A 26,465-nucleotide genomic window follows, 5' to 3' on the forward strand; every position below is an offset into this window, starting at 1 on the left:
AACAGACGACTCGGTATTTCTCAGGTACGCATCCCGCGCCCGCTGACCAGCAACCTTGCACTACCGAAATACAGCACCGCGGTCGCAACCAGCATGAAGGCGATGGCCACGCTGATGCGGATATCCGATACGCCAAGGATGCCGTAGCGGAACGCGTTGACCATGTGCAGCACCGGGTTGGCCAAGGACACGGTCTGCCAGAACGGTGGCAGCAAGGTGATCGAGTAGAAGACCCCGCCCAGGTAGGTCAGTGGCGTCAGCACGAAAGTCGGGATGATCGAAATGTCATCGAAGTTGCGCGCAAACACGGCGTTGATGAAGCCCAGCAACGAGAAGATGGTCGCGGTCAGCACCACCACCAGAATGGTCACGCCCAGGTGATGCACCTGCAAGTGGGTGAAGAACAGCGACAGCAGGGTCACGATGATCCCCACCATCAGGCCACGCAGTACGCCGCCCAAGGTATAGCCAATCAGAATGGTGTGCGGCGACAACGGCGAGACCATCAATTCTTCAATGGACCGCTGGAACTTGCTGCCGAAGAAACTCGACACCACGTTGCCGTAGGAGTTGGTGATCACCGACATCATGATCAGCCCCGGCACGATGTACTCCATGTAAGTGAAGCCACCCATGTCGCCGATCTGCCGACCGATCAGATTACCGAAGATCACGAAGTACAGGACCATGGTGATGGCCGGCGGCAGCAGGGTCTGGGGCCAGATCCGGGTGAAACGCCGGACTTCACGGTAAACGATGGTGTTGAGGGCAACGAGGTTGGGGCGCAGCTCGGAACTCATACCGCCACCTTCGACAGATTTTTCTCCACCAGGGACACGAACAACTCCTCGAGGCGATTGGTTTTGTTACGCAGGCTCAGCACTTCGATGTTCTGCTGCGCCAACTGGGTGAACAGCGCGGTGATGCCCATGGACTTTTCCACCTGGACTTCCAGGGTGTGGCTGTCGATCAGCCGGGACGGATAGCCGAGCAACTGCGGCGCCGCTGGCAGGTCGCCCTTGAGGTCCAGCAGGAAGGTTTCGACATGCAACTGGCTGAGCAACTGCCGCATGCTGGTGTTCTCGACGATGGTGCCGTGGTCGATGATGCCGATGTTGCGGCACAGCTGCTCAGCCTCTTCCAGATAGTGGGTCGTGAGGATGATGGTGATGCCTTTCTGGTTCAGCTCGGTGAGGAAGCTCCACATCGAGCGACGCAGCTCGATATCCACCCCGGCGGTCGGCTCGTCGAGGATCAGCAGACGCGGTTCATGAACCAGCGCGCGGGCGATCATCAGGCGACGCTTCATGCCACCGGACAGCGAGCGCGATGGCACGTCCTTCTTGTCCCACAGGCCGAGCTGGGTCAGATACTGTTCGGCGCGTTCCTTGGCGATTTTCGCCGGGATGCCGTAGTAGCCGGCCTGGGTCACGACGATGTCGAAGGTCTTTTCGAACTGGTTGAAGTTGAATTCCTGAGGCACCACGCCGATGGAGCGCTTGAGCTGCGCAGGATTCCTGTCCAGGTCGTGACCGAAGATGTTCACCGTGCCGCTGGTCTTGTTCACCAGGGTCGAGAGAATGCCGATGGTCGTGGACTTGCCGGCGCCGTTCGGGCCGAGCAAGGCGAAAAAGTCACCTTCGGCGACATCCAGATCGATACCACTCAGGGCCTGGAAACCGTTGCCGTAGGTTTTGGTTAGCTGCCGGATGGACAGAGCGGAACTCATATCTGATTTACGCACCAAGAAGGGAAGAAAAGGATAAGTATGGGCGGCGGCGAACAAAACAACCGCAGCGGAGTGGCACAATGGTGCTTGTCGCCGCCACACAAGTACAGTCAAGCGTGTCGATAGTGAGTATTAAGTCAACGCGGTCATGACCGCCTTTTGATACGCCGGACGCTGTTTCAACCGGCCATACCAGGCCTGCAGATGCGGTTGTGGCGCACGTTCGATCGGCATCTCGAACCAGGCATAAATGAAACTGCCCAGGGGAATATCGCCCATGCCGATCTCGTCTCCGGACAGGTAGGGCTTGTTCGCCAACGCCTGATCGGCCATTGCCAGCAGCGTGTCGCACTCCTTGATCGCCGCCTTGATGGCGGGCCAGTCCTGCTGGTCTGCCGGGGTACGCAGCACACCCCAGAACACGGTACGGAACGGGCCGGCAAAGCTTGAGGTGGTCCAGTCCATCCACTTGTCGGCAGTGGCCCGCGCCTTGGGACTATTCGGGTACCAGGCCGTGCCGCCGGCATGCAAGGCCATCAGGTAACGCACGATGGCGTTGGACTCCCACAACACAAAACCGTCGTCTTCAATGACAGGCACGCGACCATTGGGATTCATGGCGCGGTATTCGGGTGTATCGACGACACCAAAGGCGCCACCGGCATCGATCGCCTCGTAGGCCAGTCCCAGTTCTTCGGCGGCCCACAATGGTTTTCTGACATTCGACGAGTTTTTCCGACCCCAGATCTTCAGCATGACCGCCTCTTTTTCGGTAAGTGGGCAGGCAGCATACGCCGGATCAGGCGCGACTCAAATCGCTCTGCATATCGCCCAATAGTGGTTGCTGTTGCTCACCGAACAGGTGCGGATAGCACTTTTCCAGGTGTTCGAAAAAGAACGCTTCAGGTACGTCGGCGAACTGGCCGTGATCGACCAGGTACTCCATCAGCTTCGCGCCATCGCGGTTGAAGGGATGAAAAACGCTGTCGTTGATCCCGTCGAATTCCAGCGGCGCCACATTGAACAGGTCGCAGAGTTTGCGGTTGAACGCGGGTGTCGCCTTGACCCAGCGATCCTGCAAGTAAAACTCGGTGTAGCCGTGCATGGCGAACATGTCGCTCTTGAGCAATTCGAGCAGCCGTGGCGTCGACAAATGATTGCGCACATCCGCCAGGCCGATCCGCGCGGGAATCCCGCAATGCCGCGCTGCACCTGCCAGCAACGTGGCCTTGGGCACGCAGTAACTCTCCCCGGCCGCCAGCGCATAACTGCCGCGCAGGGTCTGCGGGTCGCGACTGAACGTGTACGGGTTGTAGCGCACCGCTTCGCGCACGGCGTAATAGAGACTGATCGCCTGCTCTAGCGGATCGCGACTGGCGCCACGGTGCTTTTCGGCGAACTCCACCACGGACGGATGGTCACTATCGATGAAGCGGCCGGGACTCAGATACTCGCGCATGAAAATAATCTCCTGGGGAAGCCCCGAGTCTAGCGAGAGCTTCAGCACAGAGATAACGACGTTTCGGCCAAACATGGCCGCTTTGCCGCTCGCTCAATGAACGTATTTCCCACGTGTGCGGCCCATTTGTCGCACGAAAATCATGCTGGGTTTCCCACGACTCGAATCACATCGCTCCAACCAGCCTGTTTCGCGGATGCCGTCTAAGCTCTGTGGGCTGGTTCGCCCTGGTTTCACGGAGGAATGAATATGCTGTTGTTGTGGATACTGGTTTTGCTGGTCGGGATTGCTTATTTGGCCCACCGCCGCATCGCCCCGCTGCCCGCCTTGGTCATCGTGGCCATCTATGTCGTGGCCATGGGCGCTTTCAGCCGCGCACCGGGCTGGCTGCTGCTGGTTTTCTGGGCGTTGATCGCCGCCGTCGCCGCGCCTTTGCTGCTGCCCGACCTGCGCCGCAAATTGTTCAGCGCGCCGATGTTCAACTGGTTCCAGAAAACCCTGCCGCCGATGTCGCAAACCGAACGCGATGCCATCGACGCTGGCACGGTCTGGTGGGACGGCGAACTGTTCAGTGGCCGTCCGGACTGGAGCAAGCTGCTGTCCTATCCCAAGGCGCAATTGAATGAAGAGGAACAGGCCTTCATCGACGGGCCGACCGAAACACTCTGCGCCATGGTCAGTGAATGGCAGCTCGGTCAAACCATGGACCTGCCGCCGCAAGCCTGGACATTCATCAAGGACAACGGCTTTTTCGCCCTGATCATCCCCAAGGAGTTTGGCGGCAAGGGCTTCTCCGCCTATGCCCACTCGCAAGTGGCGATGAAACTGGCGAGCCACAGCGGCGACCTTGCCTCAACCGTGATGGTCCCCAATTCCCTCGGCCCGGCCGAACTGTTGCTGCATTACGGCACCGACGAACAACGCAATCATTACCTGCCTCGCCTGGCGCGCGGCGACGACATCCCGTGCTTTGCCCTGACCGGTCCGCTGGCCGGCTCCGACGCCGGCGGCATGCCGGACTCAGGAGTGATCTGCAAAGGTGAATGGGAGGGCCAGGAAGTCCTCGGCCTGCGCCTGAACTGGGAAAAACGCTACATCACCCTCGGTCCGGTGGCCACCCTCCTCGGCCTGGCCTTCAAGGCCTACGATCCGGATCACCTGCTGGGTGACAAGGAAGACCTGGGCATCAGCCTGGCACTGATTCCGACCGACATCGCCGGTGTCGAGATCGGCCGCCGGCATCTGCCATTGGGCGCGGCATTCATGAATGGCCCGAACTCGGGCAAGGACGTGTTCGTCCCGCTGGAGTTCCTCATCGGCGGCCAGGAGATGCTCGGCAAAGGCTGGATGATGCTGATGAACTGCCTGTCGGTCGGGCGTTCGATTTCCCTGCCGGCGGTGGGCACCGGCATGGCCAAGTTCACCAGTCTGGTAACGGGCCAATACGCTCAGGTTCGCGAGCAGTTCAATGTGCCGATTGCCTCGTTCGAAGGCATCCAGGAAGCCATGGCCCGCATTGGCGGCAACGCCTGGATGATGGACGCCGCCCGCATGCTGACCGCCAATGCGGTCGATCTGGGCGAGAAACCGTCGGTGCTGTCGGCAATTCTCAAGTACCACCTGACCGAACGCGCCCGCGACTGCATTAGCGACGCCATGGATGTGCACGGCGGCAAGGCGATCATCATGGGGCCGAACAACTACCTCGGCCGCAAATGGAACGGTGCGCCGATTTTCATCACCGTCGAAGGCGCGAACATTCTCTCGCGCAACCTGATGATCTTCGGCCAGGGCGCGATTCGCTGCCATCCCTTCGTGCTCAAGGAAATGGCCCTCGCCGACCGTGAAGACAAGGATCAGGCGCTCAGAGAATTCGATGACCTGCTGCTCAAGCACATCGGTTTCGCCGTGGGAAACGCCGCCAGTACGCTGGTGCTCAATCTCGGTTTCGGGCATCTGGAGCACACCCCGGGCGACAAACTCAGCCAGGGTTATTTCCGCGCACTCAACCGTCAGGCCGCTGCTTTCGCCCTGCTCGCCGACCTGAGCATGATGTTGCTGGGCGGCGCACTGAAACGCCGCGAACGCCTGTCCGCACGGCTAGGCGACGTATTGAGCAACCTTTACCTGGCGTCCGCCGCGCTCAAGCGCTACAACGACCTTGACTCACCGCAGTACATGACACCACTGCTGACCTGGGCCATGGAAGAAAGCCTGGGCCAGGCGGAACGGGCGATGGATGAACTGCTGAGCAACTTCCCGAACAAAGTCGTGGGCTGTCTGTTGCGAGTGATCGTGTTCCCGTTCGGGCGCCGGCACAAAGGGCCATCGGACAAACTCGGCGCCGAAGTCGCAGGGGTGATCGGCCGCGCCAAGGGCGACCCGGCACTGGAGGAAGTGCTCCTGGGGTGCTACCGCCCGCAAGCGAGCGACGATCCGGTCGGTGCATTGCAACACGCCTGCAATCTGTTGAGCGCCGCACAGTCGCTGCAGAAAAAACTGCATATGGCACTCAAGAGTGGCCAGGTCAAACCGGTGGCCGGCGAGTCGGTGATCGATGCCGCCCTCGAGGCTGGTGTATTGCAGCCGGTGGAAGCCCAAACCCTGCGAGAAGCCGAAGCGGCCCGGCGCAAGGTGATCGATGTCGATGACTTTGACCAAGAGGCCTTGGCACTGGCCGAGGGAAAAGTCCGCTGATCCCGTCAAGCATGTAAAAACGGGCGCGGGCGCTTTATACTCCCGCGCCCGTTTTGCTCTTGAGGACTTATCTCGTGTCCAACATCGTTGCCGATCATCTCGTTTTACTCGACCACCTGCGCAGCATCCTGGTCGCCGTAGGTGAGGCCGAGCAGGTTCCCGACGAAAGTCATGCCTTGTTCCTTGAGCGCTTCGACGAACTGCTTGCGTTACTGCCTGTCGACCCGATCGAAAGCCAGTACCTGGGCCAGGACATCCTGTGCCAGGTCATCACTCGCTACCCGCAAATCGCTCACCTGGTCCCGCGCGACCTGCTGTGGTATTTCGCCGGCGACTGTCTGCACTACATGCCCGATGATGAAATCGACCTGTATCAGGCACTGGAAGAGCGCCGCTTCGAAGCCGAACAGAACGACGAGCCCTTCGACTGGAACCAGGAAAAGCAGTTGCTGGCGCTGTCGAACCAGGACAGCAAGCACTGATCATCAATCAGTGATGCCAAAGGCCCGCATGCTTGAGCATGCGGGCCTTTTTTTTCCTTCAGCGCACCCCGTCAACTTCAGGCAACCGCACTGTGCTGCGACCTTTTCCGCAACGTCCGCCTGCCTATCTCCAGTCTTTGCACCAATAGTTTTCTCTCTATCTCATGGCACTTTGGTTTGATTGAACTACCTTCAAACTACAAGAAGTCATAACGGCTCGAGTTTTCACGTTAGCTTCAGTGATCAGATAGCGGATTGGCAAAAGGAGTTACCTCACCATGATCCTGGCAGGCGTTTTCCGGCTCTGTACCTGCATTGCCGATGACTTTCCGGGGGGACCAGGTCGAACCATAGGCGCGAGTATCGCTCCGACGGGCAGTCCAGGTCACCGGATCACTGAAAACCGTTTCAGCAAAGGTCGCTCGCTATCCAGCCAGATCAGCGAATTGCGCCCGTTTGTGTGTAGCACGCAAGGAATAACGCCGAGGCCGTGGATAAGTGGTCTGGCGCATTGGGGGGAGATAGTCCGGTCCCCGTGAAGTGATCCGAGACAACTCAGCCTGACTAAAGATGGCCTATCCAGTGAGGATGTACTTAATGAGCCTTCGTACCGTGCCCGCTTTCAAGCGAATTTTCCATGGCCTGTTCTGGATGGGCCTCAGCGTGGATGCGGCTCAGGCCGCGCCGGCCAATTGCTCGCAACTGGACAATTGGCCGTCTACGTACGAGGTCGGCCAAGGGCTGCAGAATGAACTGCGCAGCCCCGTTCCAGTAACACAACTGGCGGTGGGTGACCCGAAAATTGCCGACGTGCAGCCCAGCGGCAGCAGCGCGTTCATACTCACGGGCATTGCGCCGGGGACCACCAGCCTGATGGTCTGGACCGCCTGTTCGAAAACGCCACGCCAAAGCATGGTGTTCGTCAAGGGTAGAGCCACATCGGCGCTGACCAGTGTGCCGTCGGTGCCCTCCGACGACCCGTTGCTACCGAGCCAGGTGCAGACCGATATCCGCTTCGTTGAAGTCAGCCGGACCAAACTCAAGGAAGCCTCCGCCTCGATTTTCGGCATCCGTGGCAACTGGCTGTTCGGCTCGCCGAGAACCTTGCCCACCATCGGCGGCATTGTCACGCCGTCGATACCGGTGAACAACGACAACTTCAACCTCACGTTTGCTACCGGCAGTACCCTGGTGGCGCTCAATGCGCTGGAGGGCAGCGGCTTCGCCTACACCCTGGCACGGCCAAGCCTGGTAGCGCTCAGCGGGCAGAGTGCGAGCTTCCTGGCCGGCGGTGAAATACCGATTCCGGTGCCCAGTTCAGGCAGCGATAACGTGTCCATCGAGTACAAAGAATTCGGTATCCGCCTGACCCTGACGCCGACCATCGTCGGGAAAAACCGTATCGCGCTGAAGGTGGCGCCGGAAGTCAGTGAACTGGACTTCACCAACGCCGTGAGCATCGCCGGCACGGTCGTCCCGGCCCTGACCGTGCGCCGTACCGATACCAGCATCTCCCTGGCTGATGGCGAAAGCTTCGTCATCAGCGGTCTGATCAGCTCCCGCAACAATTCCCAGGTGAACAAGTTTCCGGGGCTGGGCGATATCCCGGTTCTGGGCGCGTTTTTCCGCGACAACACCATCAACCGTGAAGAGCGCGAACTGCTGATGATCGTTACCCCGCATCTGGTCCAGCCACTGGCTGCCAATGCACAACTACCGTCATTGCCTGGTGAGCAGCTGCGCAATTACGACCCGAACTTCTACCGCATGTTTTTCCTGGAAAATGGCGACTTCGACAGTCTCAGCGGACTCTCGAAATGAACGGGAGCCTGAAGCAGACTTGCCTCGCCCTCACTCGTAACGGTGACGTTGAACGCTTGCCGGGTCAGCTGTATTGCCATTGGCCAGGCGTTCAACCTGTTGTCGCCAGGGGACATTCGATGAAAGCAGTCATTGCAATAGCGGCGACATTAATGCTCGCAGGTTGTGCCAGTAATGGCCTGTCTTCGCGACCGGCCAGCTGTGCCAAGCCCGGTTCGGAGCAAGAACTGGCCCTTAACCTGGCCGACAACATGGCCGACGAAGGCCGTTTGTATGCCAGCCTGGCGAATCTGGAAGGGTTGCCCGATAACCTGATCCAGGTTCGCCTGCGCAAAGCGCGGGTGCTGCGCTTGATGGGGCGCAGCGGCGATGCGCAGCCGTTGTACGAAAGCTTGCTCGGCACCTGTCTGGCGGCTGAAGGGGAACATGGCCTGGGTCAGTTGGCCGCCGCCAAAAATGATAACGCCAGCGCTGCCACTCACCTTGAGCGTGCGGTGAGGATGGCCCCCACCGACGACAGGATGCGCAATGACCTGGGGGTCGTCTACCTCAATCAGCGACGGATCCCTGAAGCACGCTTTGAGTTCATGACAGCCATGGAGCTCAAGCAGGCAAACACACTGGCGGCACTCAACATGGTGACGTTGCTGATCTATCAGGATAACTGGAAGGCGGCAGCCGAACTCGTGACCCGAGCCGACTTGAGCCCCAAGCAAGTAGTAGAGGCTCAAACCCGCGCGGAAAAACTCAAGGCCTCCGCCAAAAAAGTGGTGGCTAGCGATGGGAATCGCAAGGCTGAGGTAGCCGATGCCTCTACCAGTGCGAACAAGTAGAACGTACGAGGAGTCGAGATGAATACCAAACGGCTGTTGATCGTGTGCACGGCTTGCCTGTCGACCACTGCCTGGGCCATTGAGCCGGGCCCCTCTTCGCCTTATCAACAAGGCACCGAACAGTGGTTGCAGCTGCAGATTCGCGGAGTGGTTGCCTCCCCTAAACTGCAAACCGCTTCGGCCACCGAACGTGACCTGGCCATGCAGCGCTGGCTGAATAGCTTCAACTACCCGATTCCGGAATTTTATGACCAGGATTCAGCGGGACAAATGACCATCGGCGACTGAGGCATGACGATGGGTGATCAGCCTCTGGTGTAGTGCAGAGTGGCCTGGCTAAAAAGCCAGGCTTAATCACGTGTGCAGGAAAATACAACCCAGGTATTAAAAAGTGGAGCTGGCGATTGGAGTGAATACACTCCGTACGCCTGCTCCACCGCGTTCTTATGCAGCACAGCCACCTTGCTCGACAGCAAACCACTCCTGCTCACTTACCGAATGCCTTGAATACCCCGATCATGGCGGGGCCAATGGCTATCAGGAAGAAGCTCGGCCACAGACAGAAAATCAGCGGGAATATCATCTTGGTGCCAATTTTCGCCCCCATCTCTTCGGCAGCCTGCGTACGCCGGTCACGGAACTCATCGGCATAGATGCGCAGGGTATCGGCCACGCTGGTACCAAAGCGGATACTCTGCGCCAACAGGTTGACCAGCCCTTGTACGTCATCCAGGCCAGTGCGTACAGCCAGTTGCTTGAGCGCCTCGGTACTGGAAATGCCCGCGCGGATTTGTGCATTGACCATAGCCAGTTCTTCAGCCAGTTCGACCTGACTGACCGACATCTCCTCAGCCACCCGTTCGATGGTCGTGGGCAAGGCCAGGCCCGACTCCACGCACACCACCATAAGATCCAATGCATCCGGAAACGCGGCACGCAGCCGGCCTTGTCGCAACTGCTTGCGCTTGGCGACATACAGCGCTGGCACCAACCATCCGATAGCGGCCACCACGAACACCAACAGCAGCCCCATGATCAGGGACACCTTGGGAATCATCGGCAACAGCAGCAACGCAATACCGATCAATAACAGCGGCAACATCAAGCGCACTGCCCAGTACATCTGCACCGCCGACGAGGAGCGGTATCCCGCATGTATCAACAGAGTCTGGGTGACGGAAGTCTGAGCCGATTCGGCCGAGGTAAAACGCTGGCCAACCCGCTCCAGCAACAGTTGCAGGTTACCCGGAGCTTCCTGCCCGGTCGTGTTGCCTAAATGGCCACGTTTGATCAGCGCCAGACGCCGCTGCACCGGGTCCTGAAGACCCTGCATCAGCAAGATCACGGCGACGACCGCAAGCGCTGTACTCAAACCGATCGCGCCAAGAAACAACAAGCGCGCCGTCTCCTCGTTCCCTGTGACCCGACCGAACAACTCAAGCAAAAAATCCATGACCTGTACTCCCGGTAGCGAATACCGCTTAAACCTGAATCCGGATGATTTTGCGAATCCAGAAAATCCCGGCCAACATCGAACAAAAAGCCCCGATTATCAGCTTATGGCCCACCGGATCATTGAGCAGTAACGGCATGTATTTAGGGGTGGTGAACACGATCACCGCCGCCAGCACGAAGGGAATAGCCACCAGTATCCAGGCCGACATCCTCCCTTCGGCCGACAGGGTCTTGACCTTACGCTGGAAGCGAAAGCGCCCGCGGATCAGGCGACTCAGACGCTCCAGCACTTCGGTCAAATTGCCGCCGGTCTCGCGATGGATGAGGATCGAGGTCACCAGCATCATCACCGTCATGCTTGGCATCCTCTCCAGCAGACCGAGCATGGCCCGGCGTACATCATTGCCATAGTTGATATCGGAGAAGGTCAGGCCAAACTCATGAGCGACCGGTCCCTTGTGCTCCTCAGCCACCAGGCGCAGGGTTTCGTTGAACGGGTGCCCGGCGCGCAGAGCGCGGCACATGGCATCCAACGCATCCGGCAGGCCTTCCTCGAACGTAGCGAAACGCTTGCCACGGTCGCGAGAGATTTTCAGTATGGGTAACCAGAAAACCGCGAAACCCGCCAGCAGCGCCATCCACCAGACTGACGAGACCATCCAGATCAAGATGCCCGCCCAGACACCCAACGCCAACCCGAGCAGCAATACCCGATAGGCCCGGTATTCGTGCCCGGACTGCTCAATCATCTGCGTCAATGCTTCCATAAAGGGCAGCTGCTCAAGCCTGGCCTCCAGGGGCGACAAGCGCGTCAGGTATTTCTGCCGCAACACCGTCTGCATGTTGGGCAAATTATTGGCTTTCTCCAGTACGTGCAGGCGGCCGCGGATGCGCTTGCGCATCTTGCCGGCCTCGCCGAATACCGGAACCGCCACGCCCTGGGACAGGAGGAAGACGGCGATAAACACCATGCCGAGAAACATCAGAATGAATTCACCGGGAATCTGGTTCATGACTGCCGCGCCTCCATCCACTCAGGCCTGAACATCGTCAGCGGCAACTCGATGCCGCGCTTGGCCAGCACATCACGGAAGGCGGGGATCATGCCGCTGGGTCGATAATCACCCAGTACCTCGCCGTTTTCGCCCATGCCATGACGCGCGAAGGAGAAGATTTCGGTCATGGTGATGATCTCGCCTTCCATGCCGTTGATCTCCTGCACGCTGACCAGGCGGCGCTTGCCGTCCTCCTGGCGTTCCAGCTGAATGACCACATCGATGGCCGAAGCGATCTGCTGACGCATGGCCTTGATCGGGAAGGTCGCCCCGGTCATCGACACCATGTTCTCGACCCGCCCCAACGCATCGCGCGCGGTGTTGGCGTGGATCGTGGTCAACGAGCCGTCGTGGCCGGTGTTCATCGCCGTCAGCATGTCCAGCGCCTCGACGCCGCGCACTTCGCCGATCACGATGCGGTCCGGGCGCATCCGCAGGCTGTTGCGCACCAACTCCCGCTGGCTCACCTCGCCACGCCCCTCGATATTCGAAGGCCGGGTTTCCAGGCGAACCACGTGGGGCTGCTGCAGTTGCAGTTCGGCCGAATCTTCGATGGTCACGATCCGCTCGTTGTGCGGAATGAAACTGGACAGGACATTGAGCATAGTGGTCTTGCCGCTGCCGGTACCGCCAGAAATCAGCACGTTCAAGCGCCCACGGACAATCGCCTTGAGCAGCAGGGCAATGGCCGGGGTCAATGTACCCACCTGGATCAGGCTGTCGGTATTGAGCAGGTCCACCGCAAAGCGCCGGATCGACATGCTCGGGCCGTCGATGGCCAGCGGCGGGATAATCGCGTTGACCCGCGAACCGTCCTTGAGCCGGGCATCCACCAAGGGCGAAGACTCGTCGATACGCCGACCCAGGCTGGAGACGATGCGGTCGATGATGTTCAGCAAATGCTGGTCGTCGCGAAATCGCACATCGGTGCGTTGTAGTTTGCCAAAGCGTTCGACATAGACCGAGGCAAAGCCGTTCACCAGAATGTCGGACACGCTGTGATCAGCCAGCAACGGTTCCAGAGGGCCAAGGCCTAGCACCTCATCGGTGATCTGCTTGATGATCAACTGGCGGCTGGAAGTACTCACCGGTGCCGAATGCTCATCGAGCAGGCGCTGGCAAATATCGCGAATCTGCCGCGTGGCCTCAGCCTGTTCAAGGGAGTCCAGCAAGGACAGGTCCATGACCTTGAGCAACTGCTGATAGATCTTTTCTCGCCACTCGGCTTCCACTGGGGTGACCTGACTTCTGGTTTCGTAAAGAACGTCCGGCGTTGCACGTTCCCACTCCATTATTTCCTCGGCCGGATCCGGCTGGTCGTCACCCGGCTGGTTAGCCAGCGATGAGGCGGGTTTACCGGACTGTTTGCGCAAACGGTTACGAAAGTCGCTGATCATGGGTCACCCCCCGAAAAAACGGTTGAAAGCGCGTTTGAACACGCCTTTTTTTCCAGCCATCTGGTTGCCGACCAGCTCATCGGCCACGTTGCGCAGGGCAGCGGTGATCGCCGCCTTCGGCGCATGCAGTTCCAACGGCACGCCAGTGTTCTGACTCTGGCTGACCAGGTTGAAGTCGTTGGGTAATTTCGACAGGTTCGTGCTGCGTAGCGCCTCGCCGATATCCTTGAGGCTGACCGCTGCCGCCTTGTCATAGCGGTTGACCACTATCTGCAACTGATCCCCACGCACGCCCAGGTCTTCGCGAAGAATCCGCACCAGGGAGCTGGCATCCCGCAGATGGCTGACGCTCTGCTGCACCACCACGTACACCCTATCCACCTGTTCCAGCACGGAGCCGGTGAGGTGGTCGATTTGCCGCGGCAGATCGATCACTACCCAGTCATAGCTGGCGCGGGCCAACTGCATCAGGGTGTCAAGTTGTTCGGGTTGGGCATCCTGCGGCAGACACAGCTCACCGGCCCGGCCACCCAGTACATGCAAAGTCGGGCTGAAGTGGCTGCAAAAACCCCGTAGCGCGACACTGTCCATACCATCGATCTGATGCAACACCTCAAGATGGCTGTGGGTTTGCGCCACATCCAGATAATGCGTCACGCTGCCAAATTGCAGGTCCATGTCCAGCAACAGGGTACTGCCACCCTTCATGCTGAGCTGCTGAGCCAGGTTGCAAGCCAGCATGGTGCCGCCGGATCCGCCCTTGGCGCTGATCACGGCGAGCAATTTCCCTTCTGTCCCGCTGCCGGTCCGAACCTCCATGACCAGCCGATTCAAGGCGGCGACCAGTTCCGTCTCGGCGACGGGTTCCGGCAGCACGTCCCGGGCGCCGGCCTGCATCGCCAGGCGCATGCCTTCCTGTTCGCTCAGCAGCCCGCACACCAACATCGGCGGACGCTCATGGGCCGGGCGCTGCAACAGTGCCGCCAGCTCCTCGCGCCACAGGTGGCTGACGCGCAACAGCAACAGATCGGGCATCCGGTCCAGACCGTAGAGCGGGTCGACATGCCCATTGCTCACCAGGCGAGTGCTCACCTCCAGGCTGGGCATGCGTTGGCAGACGCTCTGCAAGTCGCGCAACGACGTGGCATCTCGGCTGCTGATCAGCAACCTGAGACCGGCTTTGCCGGTCGAACTGGAGAGTGGAGTGTCCTTGGTATTCAGCATGGCGTGATCTCCCCGGAATCGGAATGACGCCCGAGGCTTTCACGTGGCAACGTTGCCCTGAATGCAGGCAAGGTAATGGACACGCCGAACCCGGGAATAAACAGATTGAAAACGAAGTTTGGCAGAGTCAACTGGGCATCACGGCTGGCCTGCAGCAGCACGTTGTACTGATAGAGCATGCGACCGAACTCACCGAAGGTCAGCGTATTAAGCGTGGCAGCGCGTGTCGCGTTGGCAATGGTGGGAATGTCGACACCGCCTTCCATCTGGCGAAGGGGTTTGGCGCCACTCTGGGCGGCATCCACCGCATTCTGCAGGCGCGTTTTGTTCAGCATCATATGCCCGCCGTCCAAAGCCAACGCCGCAATCATGGCCATCGCCGCAAACGCGATCACCATCAATACACTCACCGATCCTACCTGGCGCCTTGGCGTCGAAGTGAACGGCCGCTGAATACGAAGATTCATCATCAAGCCCTCGATTGCCGATACTAATCCGGATCGGCTCCGCCAATACCTGGGTGCCCAGGCACCCCTACCGCCCTGTCAACGCATATTCACTACACTGGCCTGGACTCCACGGATAATGGTGACGGCTCTGCCCCCCTCTCCATTACCACGCGGCACCATGCGTTTTGGCTCTGTAGCGGTAGCCACCGCCATGACCGGTGCGGCAGGCGCAACGGTCGCGATTTTTTTCTCGGTGTTCAGCGGGTTGCGCAAGGTCAATTGCAATTTCCCTTCCGATTGCGCCGTGACCAGGGTTTCAGCCTCTGCGGTCGTCATCTCCAGCGTCACTGCACGCACCACCACCGGTTGGGTTTTGTCGGTACCGGCAGTCTGGTCCACCGCCAATACCCGCAAATTCTCAAGAATGGTCTTGGACTCGGCGTTATTGCCGGCACTTTCCGAGCGTTTGGTCGCCAGTACGTCGACCCGGTTACCCGGCAACAGGAATCCGCCCACGCCGACCACATCGTCCACCCGTACCGATATCGCGCGCTTGTCAGGCGCAATCAAAGAGGCCAGGGTGCTGCCCCCCAAGTGCTCACTCAGACGCGCGCCCCGCACAATGTCGCCCCTGAGAATGTCGAACGTTGCAATCTTGCCCACGGCTTTTTCGCTGGAGTCGAAGGCATCGTTCGGGATCGTATCCATGGGCATGCGCACGGTCGTGACCTGCTGGGGCTCGACCTTTTGCCCGAAAGGAATCTCTACCGTGGCGACCACCACGCTACGAAGGTGGTCATCCGGGCTGGCATTGAGCCGCGCGCTCAACCAGGAATCGGCCATCCATGCAGCCCCAAGGCCCATGGCCAAGGAAACACCTATCAGGGTCAGCGTACGAGAGCTCATGTCAGTATCTCCGTATCAAAGAAAGTCGAGCTGGACGAAGTAGTTGTGCCAGGCCCATTCCAACTCTTTCGGTGACAGTGGTCCGGAACCGCCGATATAACGCTGGCGATCGAGTGCCATGTTCAGGAGATCGCGGGGATGGCAAGGCACCAGGGGCATGCCTTCACTTGCATAAAGCCTTTGCAGCACATAACGCACCAGCAGCGGGTCATAGGAAATGCCCAGACGCTCGCTTTCCTGACGCCAGATCTTTTCGTACTGCTCGGGCTTCAGGTAACCGAATTGCAGCTTGTAGCCAATCCGGCGGAGGAAGGCCTCATCGGCCAGTTCCAGGGGATTGAGGTTGGTGGAAAACACCAGAATCAGATCGAACGGCAGCTCGCAATGCCGACCGCCACCCAGGTTGAGAAAGTCGCGTTTCTCTTCCATCGGGACGATCCAGCGATTGAACAGTTCGGCGGGGGCCATGCGCTGACGCCCCATGTCGTCGATGATGAACAGGCCATTGCTGGCCTTGAGCTGCAAGGCGGCCTGGTATAGACGGGTGAAGGGATCATAGCGAACGTCGAGCTGTTCCATGCTCAACTCACCACCAGTGATGACGATCGGGCGTTTGCAGCACAGCAGTCGGCGGTCGATCCCTTCGTTGAGCATCAGATTGTTCTGTTGAACGTTATCATCGAGCCGCTGATGCACCTGCGGGTCATAGATCTCGATCACCGACTCGTTGATGACGATGGCATGAGGGACCCAGATGGCCTCGGCGAACAGACGGATCAGCCGACTGCTGACATAGGTCTTGCCGGTACCCGCGGGGCCATAAATCATGATCGCGCGCCCGGAGTTCATCGCCACACCCAACTGATCGAGCATCTCCTCCGTGAGCACTACGCCAGCCAGGGCATTGCGCATATCGTTGGCATTGATGCGACCATGGTGAATGGTCTGTAGCTTGATCAGGGAGCGGTAGGTACTCACCGGGAACGGTGCCGCACCGATATAGCCACTTCGCGACAGGGCATCACGGGCGGCACTGCGACCACGCTCCGTCAGGCCATAACGCAGCATCTGCCCGCCCGTCTGACTCGCCTGGCCAAGGACTTCGACGCGTCCATCCTTGCGCAGAAACGCCAGGACCTCTTCAAGTACCGCGCCGGTCAGCGCCAGGCGTTCCACCAGCCGCGACATGTCCAATACACCGGCATCAAACAAATGCTTGCACACCAACTCGCCGAGAAAACTGTCGGTCAGGCCGGTTTCGCGGATAGTGCACGGCTGAGGAGCCAGTCGTTGCACCGCGTTCCGATCGCTGGGGTAGGCATCACTTTCGACGATGACGTGCATGTCTAACCTCCGAATCCACCGGCAGTAAGTTGCCAGTAGATGCTGTTCAACGTCCCCAGCAGGATCGCAACCGTATAAGGAAAGGGCTTGCCGGCCACCTCGTCTGAACTTGGCGCCATATAGGCCCGCGCCCAAAACATCAACCGATAGCGCCCCAGGGTCTGCAACAATTGACCGCGCACCAGCACGATCAGGAAACCGCACAACCCTCCCCATAGCAGGCTGAAGAACACAGCCCACAACGCGTAATGGGGGGGTAGAAAACTGCCAACCATGGCCATCAGCTTGACGTCACCGGCAGCCATGCCGCCCAGGGCATACATGGGCAGGAACAACGCAAAACCGATCAGGAGGCCCAACAGGCCATCCCCCATGCCACTGATCCCACCTGAGTAAGTCTGGCCGGCCAACCCCAAGACCAGACCTACCAGGATCAGCAGGTTGGGAATACGGTGGCGACGCAAGTCGCTCACCACCGCCACGCCCATGAGTCCGATCAGCACAACGGTAGCAACCAGCTGCTCCATGGACATGTCGCATCCTCCTACCAAAGTTGTCGTTATGCGGCAGGGGGGCAAGCATCAGCAACAATGGTATTACAAATTTCCCGGATTCTGGTATCCACCGCCCCGCCTAGAAGCGTGAATGCCCCGACAACAGCCGCCGTAATCAACCCGCCGGCCACTGCATATTCCACAATGGTCAGACCATCTTCGTCTTTGACGAACTTCACTACCGAAGCCTTGATTGTTTGCATGATCATTTTGCCCACCTCACTCGAATGTTGTTTTTTCTGAGGCAGTACTTTCTGCGCTGCCTGATGCAACCCTAGTCAGGGACAAGGCATTGGCGTTAGGAAGATTTTGCACATCGTTAGGACTTTTTTGCGGGGCGGCCAAATACGGGGCATTGGCCTTTGCAGAAGTAACGGGAGGGGTGAACAAGGCATTGAAACGCAAAGGCAATTGTCATTGATTCACAAGCGACAGGCGGCTAAACCCAGGTTTATCGACAACACACGAGCAAACACTCGCCCGGGGCTGCCCTCCAGGTAACCCATAGAGCGAAAAGAACTAAAAATCGTCTTTCCTATCAGGATTAAATCTGCAAAGTGATGGCACCTTGGCAATACTCATTAGCGAGAGAGTCACCAAGAACCCCAGAGTAGAGACATGACGTCCAATTTGACCAAAAGGCCATCGCTCCTGTGGTTCGATCTGACTCATGATCGGTCCACGAAAGAACTCGTCGCGCAGTTCGAGGGCTCCTGCGACTGCAATCTGGCGAAAAACTCCGTGCTGCCCATCAGGGAACAGGCAGACATGATCTGCGTCCATTTTGATCGCCCCGACACGCCAGGCTTGAGGCTGTTGCTGGAGATCAAACGCACCACCCCCAGCATCCCGATCACCATGTTCACCGTGCAGCACTCGGAGGAACTGGCTGTCTGGGCCATGCGCTCCAGCGTCTGGGAATACATGGTGCTCCCGCTCTCGACCACCGAGAAGAAGCGTTACCTGACGGCGGTGGTGCAGCTCTGCGAGCTGCGCCGAAATGCCCACGGCCAGGTCAAATCATCGCAAATCGACCACGCCCCGACCCTGCCGGACAGTATCCGGCGGACCTCAGGACATCAAAAACACCAGGCGCTGAACAATGTCATGCTGTACATCGAACAGCACTTTCGAGACAGCATCGATCAGAGGGAATTGGCTCAGCGCTGCGGCATGACGACATTTCGCTTCAGCCGCCTGTTCAAGGAAGCCAATGGACTTGGCTTCACGGATTACATCCTGGACAAGCGCATGAACTTCGCCAAAGAACTGCTCGACAACAGCCAGATGCCGATTACCAGCATCGGCTATGAGGCCGGCTTCAAGGATCCTTCCTACTTCGCCCGTGCCTTCAAGCAGTTCGCCAACTGCACACCCAGCGAATACCGCCTGGCACGCCAACTCAGAGCGGCTGCAGCTGTGCAACTGGAGCAGGATGAAGAAACCTCTGAAGCGCTCGAAAGCCTGGTACAAAGCCTCAGCAGTTGACCTGTTTTTTTACGCGCAAACAAAAACGCCGCTCAATGAGCGGCGTTTTCGTTAAATATGGAGCGGGAAACGAGACTCGAACTCGCGACCCCGACCTTGGCAAGGTCGTGCTCTACCAACTGAGCTATTCCCGCAAATGGCGTCCCCTAGGGGACTCGAACCCCTGTTACCGCCGTGAAAGGGCGGTGTCCTAGGCCACTAGACGAAGGGGACACGCTACCCGGAACACATGGTGTGTGTTTCGGTGTCCAGAGCCGTATCCGAAGACTTGGTTCTGGTTTCACTCAGCCCTGCCCGAAAGCAACGCTGTTTAAAATTGGAGCGGGAAACGAGACTCGAACTCGCGACCCCGACCTTGGCAAGGTCGTGCTCTACCAACTGAGCTATTCCCGCATTGGCGTCCCCTAGGGGACTCGAACCCCTGTTACCGCCGTGAAAGGGCGGTGTCCTAGGCCACTAGACGAAGGGGACACACGTACAACATTCACTCCCTGCTTCGTTTCGCTGTGTGCTTTACGCTGCAAGTGGCGCGCATTCTATGGATGGATTGAGAGGTCGTCAACCCCCTGATATAAATTTATTTAAATCAATGACTTCGCCCTGCTTTTGGGAGCCATTGCGGTTTTTCCGCTGCCCGGCGTTTGACGCCTATATTCTGGCACCCGCCAAGACGTTATAGTCCACCCGATGATGGCAATCTGAGTATCGAGTGCCATCATTCATAGAAGCGGGGCTCCGGCCGATAGTAAGAACAAGCATGTCCGATCCAACCCGTCGTGCGGGCCTGGGCGCTCAAATGCCAAGCCACCAGACTCGCATGCGTAACCTATAAAGAGGTCTTACCGGTGACGCCACTCATGATCACCCTGCTAGTCGTAGCCGGGATCGCACTGTTGATCGCCATTGGCTACATGAACCATGTGGTGGAAAACAACAAGCTGGAAAAGGCCCGTACCAAGATTGAGCTCAACGATCGCCTGCGACGCTGCGGCGAAATCACCGAGACGTTCCCCGGCCAGCTGATGACCCCGGCCCTCAAGCTGCTCTTGGCCCGCCTGGAACTGAACGTCTGCCAGCGCCTGCTTAACCTGGAAAAATCCAGCGCCAACCTCAAGGCACGGATCGCCGAACTGGAGGCCCTTGTCGGCCAGGGTGAATCCATCCCGGTCAACAATCCGCCAGCACCGATCCAGACTGAAGCCAAGGCCAAGGATGTGCGCTTCCTGCTCGAAGCCCTGCACGGCCAGGTTACCCGCGCGGCCCAGGACGGCTTTCTGCCCCCCAACGAGGCCAAGCGCTGGATTCGTGAAGTGCGCCACATCCTGGTGCTGCTGCACATCGAGTTCTTCAACAACCTCGGCCAGCACTCCCTGCAACAGAACCAGCCCGGGCAGGCCCGCCTGGCATTCGAACGTGGCGTGCAATACCTGCGCAAACAGCAGGAACCACAGGTCTATGCCGAACAACTGGAGTACCTGGAAAAACTCCTGGCCCGGGCCAACGACCAGGTCATGGATCGCATCGCGCCGGTCGAAGGCGAGGTCAACCAGTTGACCGAAGGCCTCAAGGACGTCGAGGCTGACGCGGACTGGAAGAAGAAAGCGATCTACGACTGATCAGCGAAAATGGAAAAGCCACCTAGAGGTTAATGCCGATCAGTCAACGGTTTGAACACCGCCACCCTGTGGGAGCGAGCTTGCTCGCGATGACGGTTGGACAGTCACACAAGGGGTGCCTGACAGTCCGCCATCGCGAGCAAGCTCGCTCCCACAGGTTTAGTGTGTTAACTGATGAGCATTAACCGAGAGGTGGCTTTTTTAGCCTGGCCGATGATCATTTCAAAGCCTGAAATGCCCCACCATCCCCTTCAGCTCAACCCCCAGTTGCGCCAGCTGAATACTCGACGCTGCATTGCCCTGCATCGCCAGCGATGACTGATCGGCACTGGCGCGAATACTGGTGACACTGCGGTTGATCTCCTCGGCCACCGAGCTCTGTTCCTCGGCCGCCGCGGCAATCTGTTGGTTCATCTGCTGGATCAACGACACCGCCGCCGCAATGCTTCCCAGCGCACTCTCGGTCTGCAAGGCATCGCTGACCGCCAGCTTCACCAACTCGCCACTGCTCTGGATCTGCTGCACCGACGACTGCGCCGCCGAGCGCAAGGCACTGACCAGGCGTTCGATTTCCTCGGTCGATTGCTGGGTTCGCTTGGCCAGCGCACGCACTTCATCGGCCACCACTGCAAAGCCCCTGCCCTGCTCGCCGGCCCGGGCTGCCTCGATCGCCGCGTTCAACGCCAGCAGATTGGTTTGCTCCGCCACGCTTTTGATCACACTCAAAACCGTGCCGATGTTCTGGATTTCCGCACTCAGGCTTTCGATGCTCGAACTGGCCGAGGTGGCCGAGTCCGCCAACTGCTCGATCCGCGCCATGCTCTGGCGCACCACCTGCTGACCACTTTCAACCTTGCCATCAGCGGTTTGCGCGGCCAGCGCAGCTTCCTCTGCATTACGCGCGACGTCATGCACCGTGGCCGTCATCTGATTCATTGCGGTGGCGACCTGTTCGGTTTCCTCCTTCTGCGTGCTGACTTCGAGATTGGTCTGTTCAGTCACCGCCGACAACGATTGGGCGGAAGTCGCCAACTGCTCGATACCCGATTGCAAGCCGCTGACTATGTGGCTGAGCCCCGCGCCCATTTGTTGCATTGCCTGCATCAACTGGCCGATTTCATCACGGCGGGTCACGTCAATGGTCGCACTCAAATCCCCTGAGGCAATCTGCTGTGCCACCTGAATCACACGGCGCAGCGGTGCCACGATCAACCGGGTGATGAACCACGCGGCAACCAGCCCAACCAGCAAGGCCAGGGCGGAAGAGCCAATGATCAGCAGCGAGTTCTTTTTCAGTTCAACCTGCATCGCCAGGTCTTGCGCGACATACGCTTGATCCACCCGCTCGACCACTTGGGCTGCGCGCTGGTGCAATTGTTGATAGACGGTTTTTTCCTGTTCCAGCAGGCCGGTGTACTCGGCGAGCTTGTCACTGAAACTGACGATATGACCCATCACCTCATTGAGGACGGTCTGGTAACCCTCGTCCTTGACCGTAGTCTTGAGCTGCTCGGCCTGGGCCAATGCCTGGCTGGCCTGTTCGATCTTGCCCTGCCCGGCGCTGTCGTCGCCTTTGCGGCTTTGATCCAGACGCACGCGCGCTTCATTCATGGCTTGCAGCATCAAGCGTGAAACCTGGCTGACCTGACTGGCCTGCTCGATGAATTGCGCACCGTCCTTGCCTTCGGAATCTTTCAGCGTATAGGTGCCGTCATCGGCGAGCCCGGATTGCAATACATCAAGGTTATTGGCCACGCTGGACACCGACCAACTGGCCATTTCCAGCGCCAGGTCCTTGGCCTGGCTGAGCGAGACAAACTCGTCGAAGGCCTTGCGATAGGCTCCCAGGGACTGTTCGACATCATTCATCACCGGCACGTTGGCCGCAGACGCGGCCTTGAGCTGGCCGGCCAGGGCGATCAAGCCATCGACGCCCTCGTGCAGGGCATCGACGGTTTTCGGATTGCCGTGCAAGGCGTACTCCTGCTCCAGTAGCCGCACCTTGAGCAAACCGCTGTTGAGCGATGACATTTGCTTGAGCCCATCGAAGCGCTGGCTGATGGTTTGCAGGGACCAAACGCCAATGCCCGCCACCAGCGCAGTCAACAACAGCACCAGGACAAACCCGACACCCAGTTTTTTCGCCATACCGAGGTTGGCAAAACGTCCTTGCACGGCCGAATTCATTGCACTTAGTCCCCTGCCAAAGTCTGTAGACGCAGATTCGCAACGGGCCAGTGGCAACACAAGGCTCTGGCTTCGGAATAATGGCAAAAAGCTACGCCAACGTCGTTTTCAGAACGCTTGAGGTCGATCCCGGGCAGTGGCCTGAAAGAACGCCCGGGCACGCGGATCGCAGGCATATGTCACGTTGATACGCTGCCAGTCACTGACCTCACCCGAGGGGTTGAAGGCGGTCTTCGATGACAGCAGTACACCCAGGCGCCGTGCCTGGGTTCGCAGCTGATCGTAGTCGGACATTCGTGATCGCGCCCAGATGAACAGGCCTCCCGCCGGCTTGCCGAAAACTTCCCATTCGGCATCTTCGAGCAATTGCAGCACCACCAGCCGGTCGCTGCTCAAACGTTGGCGCTGACGCTGTACCAGTTTGCGGTAGGCACCGTTAGCCAACAGGCACGCCAGCACCGATTCGCAAAATCGCGAAGCGCCCATGCCACTGATCATCTTGACCTCGGCCAGACGTGTAATGACTTCGGCATCGGCCACCACGAAACCGACCCGCAAGGAACTGCTGAGGGTCTTGGAAAAGCTGCCCACGTAAATCACGTTGTCGTCCAGCGCAGCCAGTCGCATACCGGAACCGCTGTGCAAATCCGCATAAACGTCGTCTTCGATCACCTGCACGCCGAAGGCCCTGGCCAGTTGCAGCAGGCGGCGCGCCACCACCGGTGCAAGGCTGCTGCCGGTCGGGTTGTGATAGAAGCTATTGATGAACAGCCCTTGGGGCCGGTGTTTGACCAGCACCGACTCGAGCACGTCCACGTCCGGCCCGCGCGGTGTTCGCGGTATCTCGACCATGCGGATGCCGTGCAGCCTGAGCAGATCGAACAACACCGGATAACCGGGACTCTCCACGACCACACAGTCACCGGCCTTGAACAGCGTCCGCACAATCAGGTCGAGCCCCTGACTGGCACCCGCCGTGGTCATGATCCGGTTGTCCTTTGCCCGGATATCCAGCTGCCTGAGGTGCTTGAGGATCTGTTGTCGCAAGGCTGGCAAACCCAACGGCGTGCTGTAGTTGAACAGGCTGGCCGTGTCGGTACGACTGACTTGCCGAATCGCGTAAGTCAGATCGTCTGTCTCGCGCCAGCTTTCAGGCAGGCCGCCACAGCCCAGCCTCAACTCACTCGAAAAAGTCCCGTGATCGGGCTCCGCCCCCTCGAACCACACCGGCTCGTGCTTTGTGCCTGTGGCCAGTGCCGGATCGGCAACCGCATAGCCGGCTCCATGACCTGACACCAGCATTCCCTGTGTCACCAGGCGTTCACAAGCCTGAGCGACGCTTAACTGACTGAGCAAATTGATCCGCGCGATCTGTCGCACCGAAGGCAGGCGCGTACCGGGCGATACCCCGCTGGAATGAAGCCAGCAGGTCAGTGCGTCAACAATTTGCTGTACGACGGGCACCAGCGCCTGTCGGTCGATTCTCAATTCCATGAGCAAGCAAACTCCTGTTGATTTTGCGATTAGCAGTTAATCACGGGCGTGTTCGAAGACTTGTGCGACAACGCCGCCAAAACCATTCGATCTAATCATTTGATACACATTGCCTGGCCCTTTAGCGGAACCCCAAAAAAGTGGGAGCGGGCTTGCTCGCGAAAGCGGTTTGCCAATCCACATTGATGTCGACTGACACTCCCCCTTCGCGAGCAAGCCCGCTCCCACAGGCTGCGTGTGTACTCGTGAATCTGTACGTCGCTTTTTAAAACGCAGTAACGCCGCCATCCACCGCCAGCGAATGGCCGGTAGTGAACGCCGCGCCATCGCTGCACAGGTACAGCACCGCGCTGGCGATCTCTTCGACCTTGCCGATGCGACCGACCGGATGCATGGCGTTGGCGAACTCGCCTTTTTTCGGGTCGGCTTCATAAGCGCGGCGGAACATATCCGTGTCGATCACCGCCGGACACACGGCGTTGACCCGGATTTTCTTCTTGGCATATTCGATGGCCGCCGACTTGGTCAGGCCGATCACCGCATGTTTAGAGGCTGCGTAGATGCTCATTTTCGGCGCCGCCCCAAGGCCGGCCACCGATGCCGTATTGACGATCGCGCCGCCCCCTTGCGCCAGCAGCAGCGGCAACTGGTATTTCATGCACAGCCAGACACCTTTGACGTTGACGCCCATGATCGCGTCGAACTCGTCGAGCGTACCTTCGGCCAACTTGCCCTTCTCGATTTCGATGCCGGCATTGTTGAAGGCATAGTCGAGGCGACCGTAAGTATTGATCACCTCCCCCATCAGATTTTTTACATCGTTTTCCAGGGTAACGTTGCAGCGCACGAAGGTCGCTTCGCCACCGGCTGTACGAATCAGCGCCACCGTGCCCTCGCCGCCTGCCACGTCCATATCGGCCACTACTACCTTCAGGCCCTCGGCGGCAAATGCCTGGGCGGTCGCGCGGCCAATACCGGCCGCCCCGCCTGTCACCACGACCACCTGGCCGGAAAACGTCATGCTCATTTTGTTATGTCCTCGAAAAGAAGAATGCGGGGAATCGCGTAGGACCAGTCTAGCCATGGAGGTCTTGAACACGGCAGCACTATCAAGGCTCCGGTTGGGCGCCCATGAGTTGCAGTGATGGAACTGTCGTACCAACTATCACTGCACTGGATCAACCTGCATTCGCCGCATCAGCCGAACTTGCAGCATCGTCGCTGACCGGCTATCAACAAAGCTTCATTCAACTTGAGTGCCTGCCATGACCTCCCAGACCAATCGCCAATTCCTGCTCGCCAAACGTCCGGTTGGCGCGGCGACCCGCGAGACATTCACCTACCAGGAAGTACCGGTCGGCGAGCCGGCGGCGGGTCAGATACTGGTCGAAAACCAATACCTGTCCCTGGATCCGGCCATGCGTGGATGGATGAACGAGGGCAAGTCCTACATCCCGCCGGTCGGGCTCGGCGAAGTCATGCGCGCCTTGGGTGTGGGCAAAGTCATTGCGTCGAACAACCCGGGGTTCGCGGTCGGGGATTACGTCAACGGCGCCCTGGGCGTGCAGGATTTCTTCCTCGGCGAACCACGAGGCTTCTACAAGGTCGATCCGAAACTGGCACCGCTGCCACGTTACTTGTCCGCGCTAGGCATGACCGGAATGACGGCGTACTTCGCCCTGCTCGACGTCGGCACTCCGAAGGCCGGTGACACCGTGGTGCTGTCGGGCGCGGCGGGCGCCGTGGGCAGCATTGCCGGGCAGATCGCCAAGATCAAAGGGTGCCGGGTGGTCGGCATCGCCGGTGGCGCCGACAAGTGCAAGTTCCTGATCGATGAACTGGGTTTCGATGGCGCTATCGACTACAAGAGCGAAGACGTCCTCGCCGGCCTCAAGCGCGAGTGCCCGAAGGGCGTCGACGTGTATTTCGATAACGTGGGTGGCGACATCCTCGACGCAGTGTTGAGCCGCCTGAACATGAAGGCGCGGGTGGTGATTTGCGGTGCCATCAGCCAGTACAACAACAAGGAAGCGGTCAAGGGACCGGCCAATTACCTGTCACTGCTGGTCAACCGCGCGCGCATGGAGGGTTTTGTGGTGATGGACTACGCCGCCCAATACGCCAGCGCCGCCCAGGAAATGGCCGGCTGGATGGCCAAGGGGCAGCTCAAGAGCAAGGAAGATATTGTCGAAGGACTGGAGACTTTCCCGGAGACGCTGATGAAATTGTTCAGCGGGGAGAATTTCGGGAAGCTGGTGTTGAAGGTTTAACCCAC

The 26,465-nt window shown here is 59.1% G+C and carries 24 protein-coding genes, 4 tRNA genes and 1 pseudogene; 8 read left to right on the forward strand and 21 right to left on the reverse strand.

Annotated features, from left to right (window positions below; all coding sequences use genetic code 11):
• Positions 1-20: 20 nt before the first annotated feature.
• From KGB29_RS17325 to KGB29_RS17340, 4 genes are all read right to left on the reverse strand, one after another.
• Positions 21-800: an ABC transporter permease gene (locus KGB29_RS17325; RefSeq protein WP_057713697.1), complete on the reverse strand. Its 780-nt coding sequence runs from the start codon at positions 798-800 to the stop codon at positions 21-23.
• Positions 797-1,729 carry an ABC transporter ATP-binding protein gene (locus KGB29_RS17330; protein ID WP_057713696.1) on the reverse strand — a complete coding sequence of 311 codons (933 nt, stop codon included), beginning with the start codon at positions 1,727-1,729 and terminating at the stop codon, positions 797-799. Before KGB29_RS17330 ends, KGB29_RS17325 begins: the two co-directional genes overlap by 4 nt.
• Positions 1,730-1,861: 132 nt before the next feature.
• On the reverse strand, positions 1,862-2,485 hold the full coding sequence (locus KGB29_RS17335; RefSeq protein WP_223543731.1) for a glutathione S-transferase family protein: 624 nt from the start codon (positions 2,483-2,485) through the stop codon (positions 1,862-1,864).
• A 43-nt stretch (positions 2,486-2,528) separates the two neighbouring features.
• Entirely contained in the window at positions 2,529-3,188 is a 660-nt protein-coding gene (locus tag KGB29_RS17340) for a transglutaminase-like domain-containing protein (RefSeq protein ID WP_057713694.1), read from the reverse strand.
• A 249-nt stretch (positions 3,189-3,437) separates the two neighbouring features.
• Here KGB29_RS17340 and KGB29_RS17345 point away from each other — a divergent pair, with 249 nt between their 5' ends.
• The 5 genes from KGB29_RS17345 (at position 3,438) to KGB29_RS17365 (ending at position 9,309) form a co-directional block, all read left to right on the forward strand.
• Complete coding sequence (locus KGB29_RS17345; protein ID WP_223543730.1) at positions 3,438-5,885, forward strand: acyl-CoA dehydrogenase; 2,448 nt, start codon at positions 3,438-3,440, stop codon at positions 5,883-5,885.
• Positions 5,886-5,959: 74 nt separating this feature from the next.
• Positions 5,960-6,367: a PA2817 family protein gene (locus tag KGB29_RS17350; protein WP_007972361.1), complete on the forward strand. Its 408-nt coding sequence runs from the start codon at positions 5,960-5,962 to the stop codon at positions 6,365-6,367.
• 597 nt (positions 6,368-6,964) lie between these two features.
• A complete protein-coding gene (locus KGB29_RS17355; RefSeq protein WP_223532455.1) occupies positions 6,965-8,188 on the forward strand; it encodes a type II and III secretion system protein family protein in 1,224 nt (407 codons plus the stop codon).
• Between the two features lie 119 nt (positions 8,189-8,307).
• Entirely contained in the window at positions 8,308-9,021 is a 714-nt protein-coding gene (locus KGB29_RS17360) for a tetratricopeptide repeat protein (protein ID WP_223543729.1), read from the forward strand.
• An 18-nt stretch (positions 9,022-9,039) separates the two neighbouring features.
• Positions 9,040-9,309 (forward strand): DUF3613 domain-containing protein, encoded by a 270-nt coding sequence (locus KGB29_RS17365; RefSeq protein ID WP_223543728.1) that lies wholly within the window; start codon positions 9,040-9,042, stop codon positions 9,307-9,309.
• A gap of 199 nt (positions 9,310-9,508) precedes the next feature.
• On the opposite strand, the gene KGB29_RS17370 is transcribed toward KGB29_RS17365, so the two are convergent.
• The 9 genes from KGB29_RS17370 to KGB29_RS17410 form a co-directional block, all read right to left on the reverse strand.
• A complete protein-coding gene (locus tag KGB29_RS17370) occupies positions 9,509-10,474 on the reverse strand; it encodes a type II secretion system F family protein (RefSeq protein ID WP_223543727.1) in 966 nt (321 codons plus the stop codon).
• 28 nt (positions 10,475-10,502) lie between these two features.
• Positions 10,503-11,489, reverse strand: a complete 987-nt coding sequence (locus tag KGB29_RS17375; RefSeq protein ID WP_223543726.1) for a type II secretion system F family protein — start codon at positions 11,487-11,489, stop codon at positions 10,503-10,505.
• The gene (locus KGB29_RS17380; protein ID WP_223543725.1) at positions 11,486-12,928 is read right to left on the reverse strand and encodes a CpaF family protein; all 1,443 of its coding nucleotides are present in this window, start codon (positions 12,926-12,928) and stop codon (positions 11,486-11,488) included. Before KGB29_RS17380 ends, KGB29_RS17375 begins: the two co-directional genes overlap by 4 nt.
• Before the next feature lie 3 nt (positions 12,929-12,931).
• A complete protein-coding gene (locus tag KGB29_RS17385; RefSeq protein ID WP_223543724.1) occupies positions 12,932-14,152 on the reverse strand; it encodes an AAA family ATPase in 1,221 nt (406 codons plus the stop codon).
• Positions 14,146-14,622, reverse strand: a complete 477-nt coding sequence (locus KGB29_RS17390; RefSeq protein WP_223543723.1) for a pilus assembly protein TadG-related protein — start codon at positions 14,620-14,622, stop codon at positions 14,146-14,148. Before KGB29_RS17390 ends, KGB29_RS17385 begins: the two co-directional genes overlap by 7 nt.
• Before the next feature lie 75 nt (positions 14,623-14,697).
• Complete coding sequence (gene cpaB, locus KGB29_RS17395) at positions 14,698-15,507, reverse strand: Flp pilus assembly protein CpaB (RefSeq protein WP_223543722.1); 810 nt, start codon at positions 15,505-15,507, stop codon at positions 14,698-14,700.
• Positions 15,508-15,522: 15 nt separating this feature from the next.
• Complete coding sequence (locus tag KGB29_RS17400) at positions 15,523-16,851, reverse strand: AAA family ATPase (RefSeq protein ID WP_223543721.1); 1,329 nt, start codon at positions 16,849-16,851, stop codon at positions 15,523-15,525.
• A gap of 2 nt (positions 16,852-16,853) precedes the next feature.
• Positions 16,854-17,384 (reverse strand): prepilin peptidase, encoded by a 531-nt coding sequence (locus KGB29_RS17405; RefSeq protein WP_223543720.1) that lies wholly within the window; start codon positions 17,382-17,384, stop codon positions 16,854-16,856.
• A gap of 26 nt (positions 17,385-17,410) precedes the next feature.
• Entirely contained in the window at positions 17,411-17,614 is a 204-nt protein-coding gene (locus KGB29_RS17410; protein ID WP_223543719.1) for a Flp family type IVb pilin, read from the reverse strand.
• 409 nt (positions 17,615-18,023) lie between these two features.
• On the opposite strand from KGB29_RS17410, the gene KGB29_RS17415 reads away from it, so the two are divergent.
• Positions 18,024-18,893, forward strand: a complete 870-nt coding sequence (locus KGB29_RS17415) for an AraC family transcriptional regulator (RefSeq protein WP_154860346.1) — start codon at positions 18,024-18,026, stop codon at positions 18,891-18,893.
• Positions 18,894-18,951: 58 nt separating this feature from the next.
• On the opposite strand, the gene KGB29_RS17420 is transcribed toward KGB29_RS17415, so the two are convergent.
• From KGB29_RS17420 to KGB29_RS17435, 4 genes are all read right to left on the reverse strand, one after another.
• Positions 18,952-19,027, reverse strand: a tRNA-Gly gene (locus tag KGB29_RS17420).
• A gap of 3 nt (positions 19,028-19,030) precedes the next feature.
• Positions 19,031-19,106 (reverse strand) — tRNA-Glu (locus KGB29_RS17425).
• Between the two features lie 104 nt (positions 19,107-19,210).
• A tRNA-Gly gene (locus KGB29_RS17430) sits at positions 19,211-19,286 on the reverse strand.
• Between the two features lie 2 nt (positions 19,287-19,288).
• Positions 19,289-19,364, reverse strand: a tRNA-Glu gene (locus KGB29_RS17435).
• Positions 19,365-19,750: 386 nt separating this feature from the next.
• Here KGB29_RS17435 and KGB29_RS17440 point away from each other — a divergent pair.
• Positions 19,751-20,509 carry a hypothetical protein gene (locus tag KGB29_RS17440; RefSeq protein WP_057713677.1) on the forward strand — a complete coding sequence of 253 codons (759 nt, stop codon included), beginning with the start codon at positions 19,751-19,753 and terminating at the stop codon, positions 20,507-20,509.
• Positions 20,510-20,731: 222 nt separating this feature from the next.
• On the opposite strand, the gene KGB29_RS28915 is transcribed toward KGB29_RS17440, so the two are convergent.
• The 4 genes and pseudogenes from KGB29_RS28915 to KGB29_RS17455 form a co-directional block, all read right to left on the reverse strand.
• On the reverse strand, positions 20,732-21,613 hold the full coding sequence (locus tag KGB29_RS28915; RefSeq protein WP_371918576.1) for a methyl-accepting chemotaxis protein: 882 nt from the start codon (positions 21,611-21,613) through the stop codon (positions 20,732-20,734).
• Positions 21,593-22,696 (reverse strand): annotated as a pseudogene (locus KGB29_RS28920) (HAMP domain-containing protein); the annotation flags it as partial. The gene KGB29_RS28915 and the pseudogene KGB29_RS28920, both read right to left, overlap by 21 nt.
• 108 nt (positions 22,697-22,804) lie before the next feature.
• Positions 22,805-24,190 carry a PLP-dependent aminotransferase family protein gene (locus KGB29_RS17450; RefSeq protein WP_223543717.1) on the reverse strand — a complete coding sequence of 462 codons (1,386 nt, stop codon included), beginning with the start codon at positions 24,188-24,190 and terminating at the stop codon, positions 22,805-22,807.
• Between the two features lie 265 nt (positions 24,191-24,455).
• Entirely contained in the window at positions 24,456-25,217 is a 762-nt protein-coding gene (locus KGB29_RS17455) for an SDR family oxidoreductase (protein ID WP_223502742.1), read from the reverse strand.
• Between the two features lie 238 nt (positions 25,218-25,455).
• On the opposite strand from KGB29_RS17455, the gene KGB29_RS17460 reads away from it, so the two are divergent.
• Positions 25,456-26,460 (forward strand): NADP-dependent oxidoreductase, encoded by a 1,005-nt coding sequence (locus KGB29_RS17460; RefSeq protein WP_223543716.1) that lies wholly within the window; start codon positions 25,456-25,458, stop codon positions 26,458-26,460.
• Positions 26,461-26,465: the final 5 nt, after the last annotated feature.

This window comes from Pseudomonas sp. BF-B-30 (assembly GCF_019956305.1).
Classification (GTDB): domain Bacteria; phylum Pseudomonadota; class Gammaproteobacteria; order Pseudomonadales; family Pseudomonadaceae; genus Aquipseudomonas; species Aquipseudomonas jessenii.

Excerpts from the sequence above, each read along its gene's own strand:
- KGB29_RS17325 (WP_057713697.1), bottom strand. The coding sequence starts at position 800 with ATGAGTTCCGAGCTGCGCCCCAACCTCGTTGCCCTCAACACCATCGTT.
- KGB29_RS17330 (WP_057713696.1), bottom strand. The coding sequence starts at position 1,729 with ATGAGTTCCGCTCTGTCCATCCGGCAGCTAACCAAAACCTACGGCAAC.
- KGB29_RS17335 (WP_223543731.1), bottom strand. The coding sequence starts at position 2,485 with ATGCTGAAGATCTGGGGTCGGAAAAACTCGTCGAATGTCAGAAAACCA.
- KGB29_RS17340 (WP_057713694.1), bottom strand. The coding sequence starts at position 3,188 with ATGCGCGAGTATCTGAGTCCCGGCCGCTTCATCGATAGTGACCATCCG.
- KGB29_RS17345 (WP_223543730.1), top strand. The coding sequence starts at position 3,438 with ATGCTGTTGTTGTGGATACTGGTTTTGCTGGTCGGGATTGCTTATTTG.
- KGB29_RS17355 (WP_223532455.1), top strand. The coding sequence starts at position 6,965 with ATGAGCCTTCGTACCGTGCCCGCTTTCAAGCGAATTTTCCATGGCCTG.
- KGB29_RS17360 (WP_223543729.1), top strand. The coding sequence starts at position 8,308 with ATGAAAGCAGTCATTGCAATAGCGGCGACATTAATGCTCGCAGGTTGT.
- KGB29_RS17365 (WP_223543728.1), top strand. The coding sequence starts at position 9,040 with ATGAATACCAAACGGCTGTTGATCGTGTGCACGGCTTGCCTGTCGACC.
- KGB29_RS17370 (WP_223543727.1), bottom strand. The coding sequence starts at position 10,474 with ATGGATTTTTTGCTTGAGTTGTTCGGTCGGGTCACAGGGAACGAGGAG.
- KGB29_RS17375 (WP_223543726.1), bottom strand. The coding sequence starts at position 11,489 with ATGAACCAGATTCCCGGTGAATTCATTCTGATGTTTCTCGGCATGGTG.
- KGB29_RS17380 (WP_223543725.1), bottom strand. The coding sequence starts at position 12,928 with ATGATCAGCGACTTTCGTAACCGTTTGCGCAAACAGTCCGGTAAACCC.
- KGB29_RS17385 (WP_223543724.1), bottom strand. The coding sequence starts at position 14,152 with ATGCTGAATACCAAGGACACTCCACTCTCCAGTTCGACCGGCAAAGCC.
- KGB29_RS17390 (WP_223543723.1), bottom strand. The coding sequence starts at position 14,622 with ATGATGAATCTTCGTATTCAGCGGCCGTTCACTTCGACGCCAAGGCGC.
- cpaB (WP_223543722.1), bottom strand. The coding sequence starts at position 15,507 with ATGAGCTCTCGTACGCTGACCCTGATAGGTGTTTCCTTGGCCATGGGC.
- KGB29_RS17400 (WP_223543721.1), bottom strand. The coding sequence starts at position 16,851 with ATGCACGTCATCGTCGAAAGTGATGCCTACCCCAGCGATCGGAACGCG.
- KGB29_RS17405 (WP_223543720.1), bottom strand. The coding sequence starts at position 17,384 with ATGTCCATGGAGCAGCTGGTTGCTACCGTTGTGCTGATCGGACTCATG.
- KGB29_RS17410 (WP_223543719.1), bottom strand. The coding sequence starts at position 17,614 with ATGATCATGCAAACAATCAAGGCTTCGGTAGTGAAGTTCGTCAAAGAC.
- KGB29_RS17415 (WP_154860346.1), top strand. The coding sequence starts at position 18,024 with ATGACGTCCAATTTGACCAAAAGGCCATCGCTCCTGTGGTTCGATCTG.
- KGB29_RS17440 (WP_057713677.1), top strand. The coding sequence starts at position 19,751 with ATGATCACCCTGCTAGTCGTAGCCGGGATCGCACTGTTGATCGCCATT.
- KGB29_RS28915 (WP_371918576.1), bottom strand. The coding sequence starts at position 21,613 with ATGCAGGCAATGCAACAAATGGGCGCGGGGCTCAGCCACATAGTCAGC.
- KGB29_RS17450 (WP_223543717.1), bottom strand. The coding sequence starts at position 24,190 with ATGGAATTGAGAATCGACCGACAGGCGCTGGTGCCCGTCGTACAGCAA.
- KGB29_RS17455 (WP_223502742.1), bottom strand. The coding sequence starts at position 25,217 with ATGAGCATGACGTTTTCCGGCCAGGTGGTCGTGGTGACAGGCGGGGCG.
- KGB29_RS17460 (WP_223543716.1), top strand. The coding sequence starts at position 25,456 with ATGACCTCCCAGACCAATCGCCAATTCCTGCTCGCCAAACGTCCGGTT.